The 19,304-nt window shown below is 74.0% G+C and carries 21 protein-coding genes; 12 read left to right on the forward strand and 9 right to left on the reverse strand.

Annotated elements, in window-relative coordinates; genetic code table 11:
• Positions 1 to 33: 33 nt before the first annotated feature.
• The 5 genes from ABZS66_RS01195 (at position 34) to ABZS66_RS01215 (ending at position 5,858) form a co-directional block, all read left to right on the forward strand.
• Positions 34 to 1,218 (forward strand): histidine kinase, encoded by a 1,185-nt coding sequence (locus ABZS66_RS01195; RefSeq protein ID WP_354753962.1) that lies wholly within the window; start codon positions 34 to 36, stop codon positions 1,216 to 1,218.
• A 134-nt stretch (positions 1,219 to 1,352) separates the two neighbouring features.
• Positions 1,353 to 1,883, forward strand: a complete 531-nt coding sequence (locus ABZS66_RS01200) for a (2Fe-2S)-binding protein (RefSeq protein ID WP_354753964.1) — start codon at positions 1,353 to 1,355, stop codon at positions 1,881 to 1,883.
• On the forward strand, positions 1,880 to 4,243 hold the full coding sequence (locus ABZS66_RS01205) for a xanthine dehydrogenase family protein molybdopterin-binding subunit (protein ID WP_354753966.1): 2,364 nt from the start codon (positions 1,880 to 1,882) through the stop codon (positions 4,241 to 4,243). The genes ABZS66_RS01200 and ABZS66_RS01205 overlap by 4 nt, the downstream gene beginning before the upstream one ends.
• A complete protein-coding gene (locus ABZS66_RS01210) occupies positions 4,240 to 5,091 on the forward strand; it encodes a xanthine dehydrogenase family protein subunit M (RefSeq protein WP_354753967.1) in 852 nt (283 codons plus the stop codon). Before ABZS66_RS01205 ends, ABZS66_RS01210 begins: the two co-directional genes overlap by 4 nt.
• A gap of 5 nt (positions 5,092 to 5,096) precedes the next feature.
• Positions 5,097 to 5,858, forward strand: coding sequence for an SRPBCC family protein (locus tag ABZS66_RS01215; RefSeq protein ID WP_354753969.1), 762 nt, complete (start codon positions 5,097 to 5,099; stop codon positions 5,856 to 5,858).
• Between the two features lies 1 nt (position 5,859).
• Here ABZS66_RS01215 and ABZS66_RS01220 read toward each other — a convergent pair whose 3' ends face one another.
• From ABZS66_RS01220 to ABZS66_RS01245, 6 genes are all read right to left on the reverse strand, one after another.
• Positions 5,860 to 7,308, reverse strand: coding sequence for a serine hydrolase domain-containing protein (locus tag ABZS66_RS01220; RefSeq protein WP_354753970.1), 1,449 nt, complete (start codon positions 7,306 to 7,308; stop codon positions 5,860 to 5,862).
• Between the two features lie 8 nt (positions 7,309 to 7,316).
• Positions 7,317 to 7,922, reverse strand: coding sequence for a hypothetical protein (locus ABZS66_RS01225; RefSeq protein ID WP_354753971.1), 606 nt, complete (start codon positions 7,920 to 7,922; stop codon positions 7,317 to 7,319).
• 7 nt (positions 7,923 to 7,929) lie between these two features.
• Positions 7,930 to 8,802, reverse strand: coding sequence for an amidohydrolase family protein (locus ABZS66_RS01230; RefSeq protein WP_354754309.1), 873 nt, complete (start codon positions 8,800 to 8,802; stop codon positions 7,930 to 7,932).
• A complete protein-coding gene (locus ABZS66_RS01235) occupies positions 8,802 to 9,611 on the reverse strand; it encodes a metal-dependent hydrolase (protein ID WP_354753972.1) in 810 nt (269 codons plus the stop codon). The genes ABZS66_RS01230 and ABZS66_RS01235 overlap by 1 nt, the downstream gene beginning before the upstream one ends.
• Positions 9,612 to 9,654: 43 nt before the next feature.
• The gene (locus ABZS66_RS01240; protein WP_354753973.1) at positions 9,655 to 10,308 is read right to left on the reverse strand and encodes an SDR family NAD(P)-dependent oxidoreductase; all 654 of its coding nucleotides are present in this window, start codon (positions 10,306 to 10,308) and stop codon (positions 9,655 to 9,657) included.
• A 66-nt stretch (positions 10,309 to 10,374) separates the two neighbouring features.
• Entirely contained in the window at positions 10,375 to 10,896 is a 522-nt protein-coding gene (locus tag ABZS66_RS01245) for a DUF1707 domain-containing protein (protein WP_354753974.1), read from the reverse strand.
• 184 nt (positions 10,897 to 11,080) lie between these two features.
• Between ABZS66_RS01245 and ABZS66_RS01250 the strand changes: the two genes are divergently transcribed.
• A complete protein-coding gene (locus ABZS66_RS01250) occupies positions 11,081 to 12,343 on the forward strand; it encodes a sensor histidine kinase (RefSeq protein WP_354753975.1) in 1,263 nt (420 codons plus the stop codon).
• Positions 12,340 to 13,005 carry a response regulator transcription factor gene (locus ABZS66_RS01255; protein ID WP_354753976.1) on the forward strand — a complete coding sequence of 222 codons (666 nt, stop codon included), beginning with the start codon at positions 12,340 to 12,342 and terminating at the stop codon, positions 13,003 to 13,005. Before ABZS66_RS01250 ends, ABZS66_RS01255 begins: the two co-directional genes overlap by 4 nt.
• A gap of 5 nt (positions 13,006 to 13,010) precedes the next feature.
• Here the strand turns inward: ABZS66_RS01255 and ABZS66_RS01260 are convergent, their stop codons facing one another.
• Positions 13,011 to 14,441, reverse strand: coding sequence for a GH1 family beta-glucosidase (locus tag ABZS66_RS01260; protein WP_354753978.1), 1,431 nt, complete (start codon positions 14,439 to 14,441; stop codon positions 13,011 to 13,013).
• 84 nt (positions 14,442 to 14,525) lie between these two features.
• Complete coding sequence (locus ABZS66_RS01265; protein ID WP_238018778.1) at positions 14,526 to 14,732, reverse strand: hypothetical protein; 207 nt, start codon at positions 14,730 to 14,732, stop codon at positions 14,526 to 14,528.
• A 139-nt stretch (positions 14,733 to 14,871) separates the two neighbouring features.
• Here ABZS66_RS01265 and ABZS66_RS01270 point away from each other — a divergent pair, with 139 nt between their 5' ends.
• The 3 genes from ABZS66_RS01270 to ABZS66_RS01280 are packed head-to-tail and all read left to right on the forward strand — an operon-like array spanning position 14,872 to position 17,275.
• Entirely contained in the window at positions 14,872 to 15,840 is a 969-nt protein-coding gene (locus ABZS66_RS01270; RefSeq protein ID WP_354754311.1) for an LLM class F420-dependent oxidoreductase, read from the forward strand.
• Positions 15,837 to 16,640: an SDR family oxidoreductase gene (locus tag ABZS66_RS01275; protein ID WP_354753980.1), complete on the forward strand. Its 804-nt coding sequence runs from the start codon at positions 15,837 to 15,839 to the stop codon at positions 16,638 to 16,640. Before ABZS66_RS01270 ends, ABZS66_RS01275 begins: the two co-directional genes overlap by 4 nt.
• Positions 16,637 to 17,275, forward strand: coding sequence for a nucleoside/nucleotide kinase family protein (locus ABZS66_RS01280; RefSeq protein WP_354753982.1), 639 nt, complete (start codon positions 16,637 to 16,639; stop codon positions 17,273 to 17,275). Before ABZS66_RS01275 ends, ABZS66_RS01280 begins: the two co-directional genes overlap by 4 nt.
• On the opposite strand, the gene ABZS66_RS01285 is transcribed toward ABZS66_RS01280, so the two are convergent.
• Positions 17,256 to 18,221: a YafY family protein gene (locus tag ABZS66_RS01285; RefSeq protein ID WP_354753984.1), complete on the reverse strand. Its 966-nt coding sequence runs from the start codon at positions 18,219 to 18,221 to the stop codon at positions 17,256 to 17,258. The genes ABZS66_RS01280 and ABZS66_RS01285 overlap by 20 nt on opposite strands.
• A 55-nt stretch (positions 18,222 to 18,276) precedes the next feature.
• Here ABZS66_RS01285 and ABZS66_RS01290 point away from each other — a divergent pair, with 55 nt between their 5' ends.
• Positions 18,277 to 18,672 (forward strand): VOC family protein, encoded by a 396-nt coding sequence (locus ABZS66_RS01290; RefSeq protein WP_354753985.1) that lies wholly within the window; start codon positions 18,277 to 18,279, stop codon positions 18,670 to 18,672.
• The gene (locus ABZS66_RS01295) at positions 18,669 to 19,241 is read left to right on the forward strand and encodes a YdeI/OmpD-associated family protein (protein ID WP_354753987.1); all 573 of its coding nucleotides are present in this window, start codon (positions 18,669 to 18,671) and stop codon (positions 19,239 to 19,241) included. The genes ABZS66_RS01290 and ABZS66_RS01295 overlap by 4 nt, the downstream gene beginning before the upstream one ends.
• Positions 19,242 to 19,304 lie beyond the last annotated feature (63 nt).

Below are 19,304 nucleotides of genomic sequence, written 5' to 3' on the forward strand. Positions count from 1 at the left end.
GAACATTGATGTGGCGCGACGTATCGTGCAGATATGCGTCGATATATCAGCGCCGCCGGGGCCGTGGTGGTGGACAGTGTGCTGCTGGCCGCCGCGCGTCCGGGCGGCGTTGAGCCGGCCCTCGTGCCGGTGTACGCCCTGGTCCTGGGGCTGATCGCCGCCCTGCGGTGGCGCAGCGCCGCCGCGGCGTTCGTGGCCGCGCTCGTGCCGGCCGGGCTGACCGGCGGGGCGTCGATGCTGCTGGCTTGGACCGGTTACCAGGCCGGGCGGGAGCTGGCCCGGCCCCGGCACCTCGCGGTCGCGGCCGGCGCGGTGGCCGGCGCGCTCGGCGCGCAGCTCGCGTTCCGGGCCGACGACGGCCGGCGGGTCGCCGCGCTGGTCTCCACCTACGTCGTGTTCGCCCTGCTGCCGCTGCTGTCCGGCCGGTACGCCGCCCAGCAGGACCAGCTGGCCGCCGCCGTCGACCGGCACCGCGTCGAGGTCCGCCGGCGCCGGGAGGCCGTCGCCGAGCAGGACCGGCTGCGCGAGCGGCTGCGGATCGCCCGCGACCTGCACGACTCGCTGGGCCAGCGGCTGCGGCTGGTGTCGCACCAGGCCGCGGACCTGGAGAACGAGCACGAGGCGGTGCGCCGGCTGGCCGCCTCGCTGCGCGGCGCGGTCACCGAGTTCCACCAGCTCGCCGGGGTCCTGCGCACCGGCGACGAGCCGCGCGAGCGCGAGCCGGGCCTGGCCGCGATCGGCCCGGTCGTCGAGGAGTACCGGGCGGCCGGCGTCCCCGTCGTCCTGCGCCGCCGGGGAGCGCCCGGGGCGATGAGCCGGGACGGGGAGCGCGCCGCCTTCCTGGTCCTGGAGGAGGGGCTGCGCAATGCGGTCAAGCACGCGCCCGGCCAGCCGATCACCGTCGACCTCGAGTGGGAGCCGGACGCGCTGCTCCTCTCGGTGGCGAACCCGGCGGCGGGGGAGGCCGGCGGAGAAGCCGGACTGGCAAGACTCGCGGAGCGGGTGCACCCGGCCGGCGGCTTCCTCGACCACCGCCTGGCCGACGGCGTCTTCCGTCTCTGGGCGGTCCTCCCGGTCGGCGGCCCGGCCCCGGAGCCCGACGAGGCGCCCGAGGCCGCGCCGGCCGAAGCGCCGTCCCGCGCCAGGACGGTGGCGCTGGTCGTGGCGGCCGCCGCGGCGATGTTCGTCGCCCTGCCGCTGACGCTCATGATCCTGTGAAACCCCCGACAGGCGGAAAGTCAAGACCGCTGGAGGGTTGCGTTGATCACCGCTGTGGGGTCTGCTGATCAGGAGGTGGCCCGTGGGCGTCCGCCGCGCGACGGGCCGTTCCGCACGTCCCCGCGGGAGGCTCCATGTCCTCGTCCCACCGTGTCCGGGTCAGCGTCGACGTCGACGGCACGCGCTACGTCGACGACGTCGAACCCCGGACCCTCCTGGTCCATCATCTTCGTGAACAACTCGGCAAGGTTGGCACGGTCGTCGGCTGCGACACGAGCAACTGCGGATCGTGCACCGTGCTGATGGGCTCGGCCGACGGCGCACAGCACAGCGTCAAGAGCTGCTCCGTCCTCGCCGTGCAGGCCGACGGCGCCAGCGTCACCACCGTCGAGGGCCTGGCCGGCCCGGGCGGCGAGCTGCACGCGGTGCAGCAGGCGTTCCACGAGCTCCACGCCCTGCAGTGCGGGTTCTGCACCCCCGGCATGATCATGTCGGCGGTCGACCTGCTGCGGGACAACCCCGATCCGTCCGACGCCGAGGTCAGGGAGGGCCTGTCGGGCAACCTGTGCCGGTGCACCGGCTACCAGAACATCGTGCGCGCCGTGCAGTCCGCGGCCGCCGCGCTGCGGGCACAGGCCGAGCTGCCGGAGGAGGCGACCGTATGACCTCCACCATCGAGCCCCAGGTCGGCGCGGCCCGCAAGCGCAAGGAGGACGCGCGGCTCATCACCGGGCGGACCCGCTGGACCGACAACATCGCGCTGCCCGGGATGCTGCACCTGGCGATCCTGCGCAGCCCGCACGCGTCGGCCCGGATCGCGAGCATCGACGTGTCCGCGGCGAAGCGCCGCCCCGGCGTGGTCGACGTGTTCTCCGGCGCCGACGTCCGGGACATCCAGGGCAGCCTGCCCTGCGCCTGGCCGGTGACCGAGGACATCGTCCACCCGGTGCGCCCGCCGCTGGCCGACGGCTACGTCCGCCACCACGGCGAGGCGGTCGCCGTCGTCGTGGCCCGCGACCGCAGCGCGGCGATCGACGCGCTCGAGGACATCGAGGTCGAGTACGAGCCGCTCGCGCCCGTGCTCGACCTGCGGGCGGCCTACGAGGACACCGGGCTGGTCCACCCCGACAAGGGCACCAACAAGTCGTACACCTGGGTCTTCGACTCCGCCGACGCCGGCACCGGCAGCAGCGTGAGCGACGCCGCCGCCGAGGTCACGATCAACCGGCAGTACGTCCAGCAGCGCCTCATCCCGGCGTTCATGGAGCCGCGCAGCGTCGTCGTCGACCCCGGCATGGGCGAGTACACGATCTGGTCGGCCACCCAGATCCCGCACATCCTGCGGGTCTTCTACGCGCTGCTCACCGGCGTGCCCGAGCACAAGATCCGGGTCATCGCCCCGGACGTCGGCGGCGGCTTCGGCGGCAAGCTCCAGGTGACGCCCGAGGAGATGATCGCGTTCCTGGCCGCGCAACGGGTCGGCAAGCCGGTCAAGTACACCGAGACGCGCAGCGACACCATGCTCTCCGCGCACCACGGCCGCGACCAGCTGCAGGACATCACGCTGACCGCGACGCGCGACGGCACGCTGACCGGCATCCACGTGAAGCTGATCGCCAACATGGGCGCCTACCTGGGCCTCGTCGGCCCGGGCGTGCCCATCCTCGGCGCCTTCATGTACAACGCCATCTACAAGGTTCCGGCGTACCGCTTCGAGTGCGTCGGCGTCTTCACGAACACGACGATCACCGACGCGTACCGCGGTGCCGGCCGCCCCGAGGCGACCTACGCGATCGAGCGGGCGATGGACGAGCTCGCCGTCGAGCTCGGCATGGACCCGATCGAGCTGCGCCGCAAGAACTGGATCAAGGCCGAGGAGTTCCCGTACACCACGGTCTGCGGCCTGGTGTACGACTCGGGCGACTACGACGCCGCCACCGACAAGGCCCTGGAGCTGTTCGGCTACGCCGAGCTGCGGGCCGAGCAGGAGCGCCGCCGCGCGTCCGGCGACCCCGTCCAGCTCGGCCTCGGCGTGTCGACCTACACCGAGATGTGCGGCCTGGCGCCCTCGCGGATCCTGGGCGCGCTGCGGTACGCGGCGGGCGGCTGGGAGAGCGCCTCGGTGCGCGTCCTGCCGACCGGGAAGGTCGAGGTCGTCACCGGCACCAGCCCGCACGGCCAGGGCCACGTCACGGCGTGGAGCCAGATCGTCGCCGACGAGCTGGGCGTGGCGTTCGAGGATGTGGAGGTACTGCACGGAGACACACGGACCTCGCACAAGGGCCTCGACACCTACGGGTCCCGCAGCCTCGCCGTCGGCGGGGTCGCGCTCGTGGAGGCGTGCCGCAAAGTGCGCGACAAGGCCCGGGTCATCGCCGCCCACATGCTCGAGTGCAGCCCCGACGACCTGGAGTTCACCGGCGGGGCGTTCCGGGTCCGCGGTACACCCGACGCGGCAAGGACGGTGGCGGACGCGGCGTTCGCCGTGTTCGCGGCGCACGATCTGCCCGACGGGGTGGAGGCGTCGCTCGACGCCGACGCCACCTTCGACCCGCAGACGTTCTCCTTCCCGCACGGCACTCACCTGTGCGCCACCGAGGTCGACACGGAGACCGGCCACGTGCGGATCCGCTCGTACGTCGCCGTCGACGACGTCGGCCGGGTGGTCAACCCGCTCATCGTCGAGGGCCAGGTGCACGGCGGCGTCGCCCAGGGCATCGCGCAGGCCCTGCACGAGGAGGCCGTCTACGACGCGGGCGGCACGCTGCTGACCGGCTCGTTCGTGGAGTACACCATCCCGAGCGCGGCCGACCTGCCGACGATCGTCAGCGACCGCACCGAGACCCCGGCGACCTCCAACCCGCTGGGCGTCAAGGGCGTCGGCGAGGCCGGCGCCATCGCGGCCACGCCGGCCGTGGTCAACGCGATCGTCGACGCCCTGCGCCCGTACGGCGTGAACGACGTCCCCATGCCCTGCACCCCCGAGCGGGTGTGGCGCGCCGTCAAGCGCGGAGGTGTCGCGTGATCCCCGTGGCGTTCGACTACGTCCGCCCGTCCACCGTGGACGAGGCGGTGGCGGCCCTCGCGGCCGACGAGGACGCGAAGGTGCTGGCCGGCGGTCAGTCCCTGCTGCCGGTGCTGCGGCTGCGGCTCGCGGCCCCGACGGTGCTCGTCGACCTCGGCGCCGTGCCGGGGCTGACCGGGGTCCGCCTCGACGGCGGTGACCTGGTGGTCGGGGCGATGACCACCCACGCGGAGGTCGCCGCCGACCCGCTGGTCCGCGAGTACGCGCCGCTGCTGGCCGTCGCGGCCGGCACCGTCGGCGACCGCCAGGTGCGCCACCGCGGCACGCTCGGCGGCTCGCTCGCCCACGCCGACCCGGCCGCCGACCTCCCGGCGGTGGCGGCGGCCCTGGACGCGGTGTACGAGGTGCAGGGTCCTTCCGGCCGGCGGACCATCCCGGCCGCGGACTTCGCGGTGGACCTGTTCACCACCGCCCTCGCCCCCGACGAGGTCGTCGTCGGGGTCCGCGTCCCGGCCGCCGCGGGCTGGGCCACCCACTACGAGAAGTTCCATCGGACGGCCCAGGCGTGGGCTATCGTCGGGGTGGCCGTGGCCGTCCAGCGGTCCAACGGAACGATCGGCGAGGCCCGGGTGGCGCTGACGAACATGGGCCCGGTGCCGCACCGGGCGCGCGACGTCGAGGCGGCCCTCGCCGGGGCGCCGGCGACCGCCGACGCCGTCGCGGCGGCGTGCTCGTCGGTCGCCGTCGGCACCGATCCGGTGGACGACCTGTCGGCCTCGGCGGACTATCGTCGGGAGTTGGCCCGGGTGCTCACCACGCGGGCCGTGTGCCGAGCGCTGGGGGTCTGACGACCGTGCTACTGGAACACAGCTTCACCGTGCCCGTCCCCGTCGACCAGGCGTGGGCGGTGCTGCTGGACATCGAACGCATCGCGCCGTGCATGCCGGGGGCCACGCTGACCGGCCATGACGACACGGAGGGCACGTTCACCGGCACGGTGAAGGTGAAGCTGGGTCCGGTGAGCCTCACGTTCAAGGGTTCGGGCCGCTTCGTCGAGCGCGACGAGGCGGCCCACCGCGTGCAGCTCACCGCCTCGGGCGCCGACGCCCGGGGCGGCGGGACGGCCGCGGCCCGGGTGACCGCGTCGCTGCACGAGGACGCCGACGGCACCCGCGTCGAGGTGCGGACCGACCTCGACATCACCGGCAAGGCGGCCCAGTTCGGGCGCGGCCTGATCGGCGACGTGAGCGGCAAGCTGATCGGCCAGTTCGCCGACTGCCTGGCCGGGAAGCTCGCCGCGGGGAGCGGGTCCGCACCGGAGGAGCCGGCGGCAGCCGCCGGTGCCGCGGCGGCCGAGGCGTCCGGCGCGGGCCCGGTGCCGACCGCACCGACCGAGCCGGCCACTCCGGCCACCCCGACCGTTTCGGCCACGCCGACCGCTTCGGCCGTTCCGGTCAAGGTCGCCGAGCCGGAGCCCGAGGAGGTCGAGCCGATCGACCTGCTCGCCGTCTCCGGCGTCGGCGCGGCCGTCCGTCGCGCGGCGCCCTACGTGCTCACGGCCGCGGCCAGCTTCGCGGTTGTCCTCGGCATCATCTGGTGGATCAGGCGCCGCTGAGTCACAGCTCCAGGCCGGCCACCAGGCGGCCCAGCCACGGCACGCCGAGCTCGCTCGTGACCAGCGCCTGCAGGTGGGCCGGGACCTGCTCCCGGCTCCACGCCATCGCCTCGCTCAGCGAGTCCCACGGGTAGTCGCGCAACGCCGACCGGAACGCCTCCGGGTCCCACGGCTGCCCGGGCCGCACGACCGCGCCCGCCACCAGGGCGTCGATCTCGGCCGCCGACAGCGGGTGCCGCGAGCCGAGCCGGGTCGTCAGCCGGTCGGCCACCAGCATGCCGGCGAGCCAGCTCTGCGTCGCCGCCCGGGACTTCGCCGGCATCGGGTCGGCGCCGTTCACCCAGGCGGTGACGATGCCGCCGACGAGCCGCCCGGCGAAGTGGCTCGGGCGGTGGGAGGTGCCCGGCTCGGCCAGGTGCCACTGGTTCGACGAGACGACCACGGCCGCGCGGGACCCCGGCCAGCCGCGGGTGAAGTTGCTCCAGCCCCAGAAGTACTCGCCGCCGTGGCCGACGTAGCCCGCGTCGAGGCCGCCGTCGAAGACGTTCCACACCAGCCCGACCGTTGCCGCCGGGTCGGGGCCGGTGCCGGCCTGCGGGGTCAGCATCAGCCGGGCCGTCTCCGGGCTGAGGATGCGCCCCGAGGCCAGCGCGCCCCCACCGAGCACGGCCAGGACGAACCGGCAGTGGTCCGACGCGGTGGTGAGCGCGGTGCCGGCCGGGTAGTCGCCGAGGTACACCGGAGGCAGCACGAACTGGAAGCCGCCCACCGTCGCGTAGCCGGTGCTGCGCCTGGTCGCGGCCGCCGGCGGTACGACACCCGCTGGAAACCAGGTCGAGCGCAGGTCCAGCGGGGTGAACACGCTGCGGCGGACCCACTCGTCGAACGTGACCCCGGCCGGGTTGGCCCGCTCCACCAGGTAGCCGACCAGCGCGATGCCGGTGTTGCTGTACTGGTATTGCGCGCCGACCGGCGTCGACCACAGCGGGACCAGGTCCCCGCCGTAGAGGTCGCTGCGGCCGCGCCGGAACACCTGGCGCAGGTGCTCGCCCAGCGGCGCCGGCGGGACCCGGTCGGCGAACCCGAACGTCGTGCCCAGCCCGCTGCGGTGGGTCAGCAGGTCCCGCAGCGTGATCGGGCGGGCCCCGTGCGGGTTGACCACCCGCAGGTCGCCGAGGTGCGGCCCGATCGGCCCGTCGAGGTCGAGCCGGCCCCGCTCGACGAGCTGCATGGCGGCCACGGCCGTATACGTCTTGGCGTCGGAGCCGATCGGGTTGACCGTCTCCGGGGTCATCGGGGCGCCGGTGGCGAGGTCGGCCAGGCCGTAGCCCCTGGCCCACACCACCTCGTCACCGACGCCGATCGCGATCGACACGCCGGGCGTGTCGGTGTGCTCGAGGATCTCGGGCACGAGCAGGTCCAAGGCGCGGACGAGGGGTGCGACGTCCATGCCCCAGGTTACTCCGCGGCGCGGGCGCGACCCTCCTCGAAGAACGCGAAGACGCCGGCCGTGTCGCCCAGGTCGCGCACCGGGACGGCGGCGCCGAACGACACGTTCCAGAAGGCGCCCTCGCGCGGCTTCCACGGGCCGACGTAGGCGTAGGGCTCGTCGATGCCCGAGTCGCCGGGGGACACCCCGTAGTTCACCTCGTCGAGCGACACCCCGACGTCGAAGTGCTCCGGCCACAGCACCGGGGTGACGTCGGCGGTGAGCCGGCGCAGCGCCGCGTCTCCAGTGCTGAGGGCGCCCAGCAGCTCGGCGGCGCCGTCGGTGACGACCAGGTCGCCGGGGCTCGCGCCGGAGCCGTCGGCGTACAGGTCCCGCGGGGCGCCGACCTCCACGTCCGCCTCGGTGGCCAGGTCGGCCAGGGTCTGGCCCTTCAGCGGGAACCGCCGGCCGCCGGCCACCAGCGCGTCCGCCTCGACCGCGAGGTCGGGCTCGGCGACGGTGGCGAAGCCCGTCGGGGTCACCCGGAGCCGGATGGTGCCGCTGCGGCGGTGCTGGGGGCCGGCGAGGACCAGCTCGGCCAGGCCGTGGAAGGAGCGTCGCGTCTCGTTGGTCACGAGCCAATCATGCCGCGCCCGGGAACAGCGCGAGGCCGTTGGACCAGCAGACGGACCGCAGCCAGTCGTCGCCGAGGCCGAGCCGGGCCAGGCCCTCCAGTTGGTGGGCGTAGGCGTAGGGGATGTTGGGGAAGTCGGTGCCGAGCAGCACCCGGCCGGCCAGGCCGAGGTCGCGGACCAGGGGCAGCAGGCCGGGCGGGGGAGCGCCGAAGAACTCGGTGAAGACCATCGTCGTGTCGAGGTGCAGGCGCGGGTGGCGCTCGGCGAGGGCGAGGAATCCCTCGTACTCCGGGGCACCCATGTGGGCGACGATCGCCACCAGCCCCGGGTGCCGGTCGAGCACGGCGCCGAACGGGCCGGGGCCGGTGAACCCGTTGGCGACCGGGCCGGAGCCGGCGTGCACGACGACCGGCGTGCCGGTCTCGGCGAGGCGTCCCCACACCGGGTCGAGCAGCGGGTCGCGCGGGTCGAACCCGCCGACCTGGAGGTGCACCTTGAAGACCCGCGCGCCGGCGGCCAGGGCCGCGTCGGCGACGGCGAGGGCGTCCGGCTCGGGGTAGCAGGTGGCGCTGGGCAGGCAGCCGGGGGTGCGGGCGGCGAAGTCCAGCGTCCAGGCGTTGAGGTCGGCCGCCATGCCGGGGCGGTGCGCGTACGCGAGGGCGGAGAAGTGCCGGACCCCCAGCGCGGCGAGCGTGGCGACGCGGTCGGCGTCGCTGCCGCGGTACCGGATGGGCCAGGGACGGCCGACGAGCGGCCCGGCGCTGTCGAAGTAGGCCCACACCTTGCGGAGCATGCGCTCGGGCAGGAAGTGGGTGTGCACGTCGAACAGGCCGGGCAGGCCGAGCGAGCGCCAGAAGGCGGGGACCGCCTCGTCGTCCATCACAGGTCTATGTTGAACCGCTCCAGCAGGATCGGTGCGACGAGCAGCGCACCGGCGAAGATTGCGACGGTGGCGAACACCGTGCGCAGCAGGACGGTCTCGGTCTTGTCGCCGGCCCGCAGCGCGATCCGGTCGGGCAGGCCGATGTTGCGCCACATGCGCCGGCCGGTCGGGATCGGCCAGAAGATCGGGCACCCGTGCCGGGTGATCATGTCGCCGGCCAGGTGGATCAGGCCGCCGATGCCGACGGCCACGCCGAGCAGCGGATAGCCGCGGTCGCCGGGCAGCCGCTCGTAGACCACGAACGCGGCACCGGCCGCGGCGAGCGTCACGATGACCCAGCCGGCCCGCTCGGCCCAGCGCTCGAACAGCCCGCGCAGGGCGAGGGCGAAGCAGAAGAACAGCACGCCCATGACGGCCCACTTGCCGTAGGCGTTGCACAGCGCCAGGGTGCCGTAGCCGACGCCGACGTTGAACACGATCGTGTGGGTGAGCGTGCGGTGGCCGTTGCGGCGGTGCGGGTCGTACTTCATCCGGGTCAGCTTGTAGACGCTGAGCGAGAACTTCTCCACGCACTCGGCGAGGAACAGCGTCAGCACGCCGAACGTGTGCGCGACCGTGGCCCCGCCCTTCCGCGCGGTCACGCGGCCGGAGAGGTCCAGGTCGGGCAGCAGGGCGCCGCCGGCGCAGATCGCGGTGCCGACGGCGAGCTGGAGCGGGGTCTGGTGAAACCCGGCGAGCTGGTCGAGCGCCAGCGAGCCGCCCAGCCAGACCGCCGCCCCGGAGAGTGCGTGCGACGAGCCCATCATGCCCTGGGACTATCCCAGGTGGACGGTCATTCGTACATAGGATCTACAGACGTATCGATGTGCCCGCTACGTCGAGTGTCGTTGCCGTCATGCTCGCGGCGGCGTCCGAGGCCAGGTAGAGCGCGGCGAACGCGACATCGTCCACGATGGACGATCGCGGTGTCCAGGTTACGACATTCGCCCGCACTCCAGAGCCCGCGACCTGCCGCGCGAAGTGCTGCGTGAGTGCGGTCACACCACCGCCGACCGCCGTCGACGCCGGGTCCGGGCCCGCCGGCGCGAGGGTCACCACCGCGCCGGCGCGCGCCTCGACCATCGCCGGGACGAACGCCTGCAGCGCCTGCAGCGTCGTGGTCAGCCCGCTGTCCACCATGTCGTGCCAGCCGGCACCGGCCCGGTTCGTGCAGGTCAGCACGAAGAGCAGGTCGGGCGCGCCGAGCTCGGTCAGCACGCTGGCCCGGACCGCGTCCATGGCGGCCGCGCCGTCGGCCGGCGCCGCCACGATGCCGACCGCCTCGGCGCCGAGCCAGTGCAGCTCGTCGACGAGGTCCTCCAGCTCGTCCGGCTGCTCGCCGATCACGGCGATGCGCACGCCGCGGTTGGCGAGCATCCGGCACACCGCCCCGGCGACCCCCTCGGAGGGGCCAAGCACCACCGCGACCCGGCCCTTGAGCTCGGGAAACGTCGATCCCCACATGAACCCATCGCCCCTCTCTCGTCGAGGGGGCCGCCGCCCCCACGCGGCGGCCCCCAGGGTGGTGCGTCAGCGGCTCCAGCCCTGACGGTCGGACGCGGCGGCCCAGGGACCGCGGTCCCACCGCCCGTGTCCGTGCCGGTGCCCGTGCCACTGCTCGCGGCCGTGCCACGGCGGCACGCCCCCGTTCGCGGCCATCCAGCGCCGCCAGCGTGCGTGCTTGAAGACGCTGAGGACCAGGAAGAACAGCGGGATCGCCGGCCAGAAGAAGTGGGCGCCCGAGAGCCACCACAACCCGGTCAGCAACACCGCCAGCGCGAACACGAACCCGGCGTGCCGCCGCACGTGCCGGCGGCCGTCCTGGACGAACTCCTGCCTGGCCTCGGGCGTCTCGCGCAGCCCGCGCCGCCCGCCCTCGGGCAGGTCGGCGGTGAGCGGCGGCAGCTCGTCGCGGTACTTCGCCGCGTAGACCTGCCCGAGCCGCTCTTCCCCCTCCTCGAGCGTCAGCCGGCCCTCGGTCATGCCGGCCCGCACCATGTTGGCGTACTGTTCGCGTTCCGCGTCCGAGGCTCGCACCCGCTCGTCGGTCATCTCGGCCCCCTTCCTCGTGATGGACTCCAGCGTGCCGATCGGCGGCGCTCCGCGCGTCGCACCGGCGTCGTCTCGTGCGGTACCTCGCCCGGCGCAGCCCGGCGCCCCGCGTACTCCCGCTGGAGTACACGCCGCGAACCGGGAAGGCGATGTCGCCGCTGACCCCCTCCACTACGGTCGACCTGTGACGAGACGACGGCCCTGGCGGGAGGACCTGCGCGCGGCCCGTCACGCCCGGCGGATCGCCCAGCGCCAGGACCGGCTCCAGCATCGGCTCGACCGGCTGGAGAAGCGGCACTGGCGCGGCCCCAGCCCGGTCGCGATCGCGGTGATGATCGCGCTCGTGCAGGTCTTCGGCACCCGGGCCGCCGCCTACGGCAGCACCGAGCACGTGCTGGACAAGACCGGCTACCTGCTGCTCGTCGCCGGCGCCGCCGCCCTGGTCTTCCGGCTCAAGCTGCCGCTGTTCGCGCTGGCCGGGGCCCTGTCGGCGACCGTCGCGTACTTCAGCCTGGGGTACCCCGACGGGCCCGGGTTCATCGCCGCGATCGTCGCCGTGTTCACCGCCCTGGCCGCCGGCCACCGGGCGCTCACGCTGCTCGCGGTCGCCGCCGCCTACACCGTCTTCGTGGTGCGCGTGCACGAGGTCGAGTCGACCGCCCGGCTGGTGGTCGTCGGCATCTGCGCACTCATGATCCTGTCGTTCGGCGAGGCGGCCCGGGTGCGCGGGATGCGGTACGCCCAGATGGCCCGCGAACGCGAGGAGCAAGAGGCCCTCGCGCGGGCCGAGGAGGAGCGCGCCCGCAAGGAGCAGAAGGCCCGCCAGGCCAGCGACGAGCGGCTGCTCATCGCCCGCGAGCTGCACGACGTCATCGGCCACCACCTCTCGCTCATCAACGTGCAGGCCGGCGTCGGCCTGCACCTCATGGACGACAACCCGGAGCAGGCGCGCACCGCGCTCGCCGCGATCAAGCACGCGAGCGCCGAGGCGCTGCGGGAGACCCGGGCGGTGCTGGCCGGCCTCAACCCGGGCGAGGCGGCGCCCCGCACGCCGGCCCCGGGCCTGGCCGACCTGGAGCGGCTCGCGGCCGAGGCGCGCGGTGCCGGCCTGCCGGTGGCCGTGGAGGCGGTCGGCACCGTGGTGGCGCTGCCGCCGCAGGTCGACCGCGCGGCGTACCGGATCGTCCAGGAGGCGCTGACCAACGTCCGCCGGCACGCCGGGCCGGACGCGTCGGCGACCGTCGTGGTGGGCTACGCGCCCGGCGAGGTCAGCATCCTGGTCACCGACACCGGCACCGGCGCCGCGGCCGCCAAGGAGGGCAACGGCATCGCCGGCATGCGCCACCGGGCGGCGACCTTCGGCGGCACCGTCGAGGCGGGCCCGCGCGACGGCGGCGGCTTCGAGGTCCACGCCCGCATCCCCCTGCGCGAGGAGCAGCCCACATGATCAAGGTCCTGCTGGCCGACGACCAGGCGCTGGTCCGGGCGGGGTTCCGCGCCCTGCTCGACGCCCAGTCCGACATCGAGGTGGTCGGCGAGGCGGCCGACGGCGCCGAGGCCGTCCGGCTGGCCGTGCAGACCCGGCCCGACGTGGTGCTCATGGACATCCGGATGCCGGTGCTCGACGGTCTGGAGGCCACCCGGCAGATCGCGGCCGACGCCCGCCTGGCCGACGTGCGGATCGTCATCCTGACCACGTTCGACCTCGACGAGTACGTCTTCGAGGCGCTGCGCGTCGGGGCCAGCGGCTTCCTGGTCAAGGACACCGAGCCGGTCGACCTGCTGCGCGGCGTGCGGGCGGTGGCCGGCGGCGACGCATTGCTGTCGCCGGGCGTGACCCGGCGGCTCATCGAGGAGTTCGCCAGCCGCTCGCGCGCACCGCTCACCCCGATGGCGCTCGACGCGCTCACCGACCGCGAGCGCGAGGTGATGGCGCTGGTCGGGGCCGGACTGTCCAACGAGGACATCGCGGCCAAGCTGTTCGTCAGCCCGGCCACCGCCAAGACCCACGTGAGCCGCGCGATGATCAAGCTCGGCGCCCGCGACCGTGCGCAGCTGGTGGTCTTCGCCTACGAGGCCGGCCTGGTCCGGCCGGGCTGGCTCGGCTAGCTCGGCTAGAGCCCGTTGTTGCGGATGACGCTCTGGTACCAGCCGTAGCTCGCCTTGCGGGAGCGGGTCTGCGTCTCGTAGTCGACGTGGACGATGCCCCAGCGCTGCGAGAACCCCTCGGCCCATTCGAAGTTGTCCAGCAGCGACCACACGTGGTAGCTCTCCAGCTTGACGCCCTCCTGGATCGCCCGGTGGGCGGCGGTCAGGTGGTCCCGCAGGAACGTGATGCGGTCCTGGTCCTGGATCGCGTTCGTGGTCGGCATCCCGTTCTCGGTGATGATCAGCGGGATGTCGCCGTAGTCGCGCTTGAGGCGGGTCAGCAGGTCGTACAGGCCGTCGGGGTAGATCTCCTGCCACGACGCCTGCGAGGTCTTGTGCTTCTTGACCCGGGCGCCCTTGGCGGTGACGTAGGCGGGGTTGTAGTACTGCACGGCCAGCAGGTCGCTGCGGCTGCCGATGACGGCCAGGTCACCGTCCTGGATCGCGCGCCGCACCGGCGCGTCGGCGGCCTGGGTGGCCAGCCAGTCCTGCGGGTAGCTGCCCTTGAGCACGGGGTCGAGCCAGCGGCGGTTCTCCTCGCCGTCGGCCGCGGTCGCGTGCTTGCGGGCCGCCGCCGAGTCGTCCGCCGGATACGCCGGGGACAGGTTGAGCGCGGCGCCGATCCGCCCCTTGGCGCCGGTGGCCCGGTAGGCCTGCACGGCCAGCCCGTGCGCGAGCAGCAGGTGGTGCCCGGCGACGTTGCCGATGCGCCGGTCGCGCTTGCCCGGCGCGTGAATCCCCGACGTGTAGCCGGCGTCGACCACGGTCTTCGGCTCGTTGAGCGTGAGCCAGGTCGGGACCTTGTCGCCGAACGAGTAGAACATCGTCGACGCGTAGTCGGCGAACCACTTCGCGCAGTCGCGCTGCTCCCAGCCGCCCTGCTCCTGCAGCGCCTGCGGGGTGTCCCAGTGGAACAGCGTGGCGACCGGCGCGATCCCGCGGGCGACCAGCCCGTCGACGAGCTTGTGGTAGAAGTCGAGGCCCTTGGCGTTGACCGTGCCGCGCCCGGTGGGCAGCACCCGCGACCAGGAGATCGAGAACCGGTAGGTCTTCAGGCCGAGGTCCTTCATGATGTCGAGGTCCTCGTAGAAGCGGTGGTAGTGGTCGGCCGCCACGTCGCCGGTGTCGCCGCCCTTCGTGCGGCCCTTCTGGTGGCTGAAGACGTCCCACACCGACGGCCCGCGGCCGTCCTCGTTGACCGCGCCCTCGATCTGGTACGCCGACGTCGCGGCGCCCCACCCGAACCCCTTCGGGAACGCCCGCGCGGGCGGGCTCGCCGGGCCTCCCGCCTTGGCGTCGGCGGGGCTCGCGTTCCACTGCGGCGGGGCGTCGTCGGCACCGCAGCCGGTGCTGACCGCACCGGCGGCGGCCAAGGTGAGCAGATGACGCCGTCGCATGCGGGAAACCGTAGCGTGGGGGCGCCACTGCCGACGAAAACGGCCGCCCCCGGCGAGGGAGCGACCGTCCGTGACGCGGGGTGATCAGTCGGCCAGCGTGACGATGCCCTGCGCCCAGCGGAAGTACTTGTTGGTGCCCAGGTCGCGCACGGTCTTGATGCCGAACGCGGCGGCGAGCTTCTCGGCGTCGCCCTCGGACACGCCGGCGATCGCGGTGACGGGGGCGTCGGCGAGCTCCTGCGCGCTCTTGCCTTCCCACTCCTTCATGAGCTTCTTTTCCAGACCAAGCATGGTGATGCTCCTTCTCTCGGTGGAAACCCGCGCCAGGCTACGTCGCTCTCCTCCTGCCTGCAAAGCGGGGGCTGTGCAGTTCTGCTTGCCACACGGACGAGTCGCTGGGGATGATCGGTGGATGACCGGCCAATGGGGGCTGACGGTGCCACTTGCTGGCGTGCCGCTGCCCGATCACGCAGCGTTGCTCTCCCAGCTTCCCTCGTTCGGCTACACCGACGTGTGGACCTCCGAGGTCGCCGGTACCGACGCCTTCACGCCTCTGGCACTGGCTTCTGTCTGGTCTCCGACGCTACGCCTCGGCTCGGCGATCGTCCCCGTTTTCACCCGCGGGCCGGGCCTGCTCGCCATGCAGGCGGCCACCCTCGCGGAGGCCGCGCCGGGACGGTTCGCGTTCGGCATCGGCGCCTCGTCGCCGGTCGTCGTCGGCGACTGGAACGCGGTGCCGTTCGACCGGCCCTTCGAGCGCAGCCGCGACGTGCTGCGCTTCCTGCGGCAGGCCCTCGCGGGTGAGCTGGTCGACGGCACGTTCGACACGTTCACCGTCCGGCGCTTCCGGCTGGAGCGGCCGCCGGCGGTACCGCCGAGACTCCTGCTGGCCGGCCTGCGGCCCCGGATGCTCCGGCTCGCCGCCGCCGAGGCCGACGGCGCCATCCTGAACTGGCTGTCGGCGGGCGACGTCGCCACCGCCCGGGCCGAGCTCACCGGCGCGCCCGAGGGCTTCGAGGTCGCGGCCCGGATCTTCGTCTGCCCGACCGCCGACCCGGCGGAGGCGCGCGAGACCGGCCGCCGGCTCATCGCCGCGTACCTCACCGTGCCCGCCTACGCCGCCTTCCACCGCTGGCTGGGGCGCGGCGAGGTGCTCAAGCCCATGTGGGACGCGTGGGCGGCCGGCGACCGCAAGGGCGCGGTCCGGGCCATCCCGGACGAGGTCGTCGACGACCTGATCGTGCACGGCGCACCGGACGCGTGCCGCGAGCACGTGCGCCGCTACGCCGAGGCGGGGGTGACCACCCCGGTGATCGCCCTGCTGCCGACCCGGGAGCTGGCCGCGGGCGGCGCACCGGCGCTGCTCGACACGCTGCGCGCGCTGGGAGGCCGGTCGTGAACGTCGAGGGAGCGGTCGTCGTCGTCACCGGCGCCGCCGGCGGCATCGGTGCGGGGCTGGCCCGGCGGTTCGCCGCCGAGGGGGCCGCCGCCCTGGTCCTGGCCGACCTCGACGGCGACGCCGCGGCGGCGTTGGCCGCCACGCTGGCACCTTCGGCCGGGGGCGAGGCCCTCGGCGTCGCCTGCGACGTCACCAGCGAGGAGCAGATCGCCGAGCTGGTCGGCGAGACGCTGGAGCGGTACGACCGCATCGACCTGTTCTGCGCCAACGCCGGCATCACCACCGGCGCCGGCCTGGAGGCGCCGGCCGAGGTGTGGGAGCGGGCCTGGGCGATCAACGTGCAGGCGCACATCCACTCGGCGCGGGCCGTCCTGCCGTCGATGCTGGAGCGCGGCGCCGGTTACCTGCTGCATACGTGCTCGGCCGCCGGCCTGCTGACCGCGGTCGGCGACGCGCCCTACGCGGTCACCAAGCACGCGGCGGTCGCGTTCGCCGAGTGGCTGGCGATCACCTACGGCGACCGGGGCATCAGGGTCAGCGCGCTGTGCCCGCAGGGCGTCGACACCCCGATGCTCCGCGACGGGCTGGCCGCCGGGCACATCGGCGCCAAGGTGACCGCGGCCGGCGGGGCGGTGCTCACCCCGGAGCAGATCGCCGACGCCGTGGTCGAGGGGCTGGCCGCCGAGCGGTTCCTCATCCTGCCGCACCCCGAGGTCGCGAAGTACTACCTGAACCGCGCCACCGACACCGAACGCTGGCTGGCGGGCATGCGCGGCCTGGCCGCCTCGCTCGACTCATGAGGGCGCCCGACACGCTCCAGCCCGCGCTCGACGTCGTCGTGCCCTACGCCCGCGCCCGGGAGGGCCGGACCGTCGTCGGCATCTGCGGCCCGCCCGCGGCCGGCAAGTCCACCCTCTCGACCGCGCTCTCCGACGCGCTGAACGTCCACGATGGACTGTCCAGCGTGGCCGTGCCGATGGACGGCTTCCACCTGTCCAATGTGGAGCTCGCCCGGCTCGGCCTGACCGACCGCAAGGGCGCGCCGGAGACGTTCGACGCGGCCGGGTTCGTGCACCTGCTGCGCCGCCTGCACGCGGCCGACGAACTGGTCTACGCGCCGAGCTACAGCCGGACGCTGCACGAGTCGATCGGCGGCGTGATCCCGGTGCCGCCGTCCGTGCGGGTCATCGTGGTCGAGGGCAACTACCTGCTCCTGGACTCCGGCCCGTGGGCGCAGGTCCGCGGTCTGCTCGATCTGGTGCTGTACCTCGACGCGCCCGACCAGGTGCGCCAGGACTCGCTCGTGCGCCGCCAGCTGGCCCGCGGCCTGGACCTGGAGCACGCGCACGACTGGGTGTTCCGCAGCGACGAGCGCAACGCGGCGGTGATCGCCGGCACCCGCGACCGCGCCGACCTCATCCTGACCCGGGACTAGTCGCCGCCTGATACCGGGCGGCCAGCGCGCGCAGGTGCTCGATCAGGGCCGGCGGCTCGAGCACGGTGTACGGCAGGTCGAAGCCGTTGAGGTACGCCGTCAGGTCGCGCAGCGAGTCGCTGCGCGTGACCAGCTCGCAGGTGTGCTCGTCGAGCGGGATCACCTCGCCCGACGTCGGCGTGCTGCGCTCGGCGACCGCCGCCGCCGGTGCCGCGAACCGGATCCGGACCCGGTAGGTCCACGGCACCGAGCGCACCCCGCGCAGCACGTGCGCCGCCGCGTCGCCGCCCGGCGGCTCGCGCGGCACGAACCGCGGGCCGGTCGGCAGGATCGGGCGCAGCCGGTCGGCGCGGAACGTCCGCCAGTCGCGCCGGTCGGTGTCCCAGGCCAGCAGGTACCAGCGCCGGCCGGTGTAGACCAGCGTGTGCGGCTCGACGTCGCGCGCGCTGGCGGTACCGTCGAAGCCCTCGTATTCGAAGCGCAGGCGCTCGTGATTGTGGGCGGCGCCCGCCACCGTGGTCAGGACGGTCGCGTCGACGGCCGGCCCGCCGCCCGCGGCCGAGACCGTGGCGCTCCTGAGGGCGTCGACCCGCGGGCGGAGCCGCTTCGGGAGCGTGCACTCCAGCCTGGTGAGGGCCCGCAGCGACGCGTCCTCGATCCCGCTCACCGACCCGGCCGCGGCCGCCCGCAGCCCGACCGCGACCGCGACGGCCTCCTCGTCGTCGAGCACGAGCGGTGGCAGCGCGGCGCCGGCCCCGAGCCGGTAGCCGCCGGTCGGCCCGGTCGCCGAGTCGACCTGGTACCCGAGCTGCCGCAGGCGGTCGACGTCGTTGCGCACGGTCCGCGTGGTGACCTCGAGCCGCTGGGCGAGCTCGGCGCCGCTCCACTCGCGCCGCTGCTGGAGCAGGGAGAGCAGCCGCAGGAGCCGTACCGAGGTTTCGAGCACGGTTCCATGTTGGTTGAGGAACCTAATGTTCCGCAACCGCTTCTAGGCTCGTCGTATGAACCTTCGAGGCATGGCGAACGCGAGCTACTGGGCGGCCGACTGGGCCGCGGCACGGGAGTGGTACACGGAGCTGGTCGGCTACCCGCCGTACTTCGAGCGCCCCGGGTACGCCGAGTGGCGCCTCGGCGACGACCAGGACGAGCTGGGCCTGATCGACGCCCGCTACCGCCCCGCGGGCGTGACCCCGGGCGCGGGCGTGGTCCTGCACTGGCACACGGACGACGTGGCCGCGATGTACGAGCGGCTGCTGGCGCTGGGCGCGACCGCCCTGGAGGGCCCGCAGGACCGCGGCGCGGGCTTCGTGACGGCCTCGGTCGTGGACCCGTTCGGCAACGTGTTCGGCATCATCTACAGCCCCCACTACGCGGCGATCAAGGGCGAGGCGTCATGACGGTCCCCGTCACGTCGGTCCTCTTCACGTCGGTCGCCGAGTGGGACGAGTGGCTCGCGGCGCACGCCGCTTCGGCCGCTGAGGCGTGGCTGCGCATCCCGAAGAAGGGCTCGTCGGGCGCGGGCATATCGGCTGCCGAGGCGGGCGACGTGGCACTGTGCCACGGGTGGATCGACAGCCACCGTCGGCGGCTGGACGATAGCTACTTCCTCCAGCGCTACTCGCCGCGCCGCCCCGGCAGCCCGTGGTCCCGGGTGAACGTCCTGCGGGCCTCGGCCCTGGAGGCGGCCGGCCGCATGCGCCCGGGCGGTCGTGCGGAGATGGCCGCGGCCCGGGCGGACGGCCGGTGGTCGTCGGCGTACGAGCCCCAGCGCACGGCCTCGACCCCTCCCGACCTGGTGGAGGCGCTGGCGGCGAACTCGGCGGCCGGGGCGTCGTATGCGTCGCTGACCCGCAGCGAGCAGTACGCGCTGTTCCTGCCGCTGCTGAAGGCCCGCACCCCGGCGTCCCGCTCGCGAGCCCTGACCCGCGCACTGTCCGCTTTGCCCCCAGCACCCCATCACGCCTGATGCATCGTTCTGGATGCATCACGCCTGATGTATCCGTTCTGATGCATCCGTCCTGATGCATCG

The sequence above is a fragment of the Dactylosporangium sp. NPDC005572 genome (assembly GCF_040605515.1).
Lineage (GTDB): Bacteria > Actinomycetota > Actinomycetes > Mycobacteriales > Micromonosporaceae > Dactylosporangium.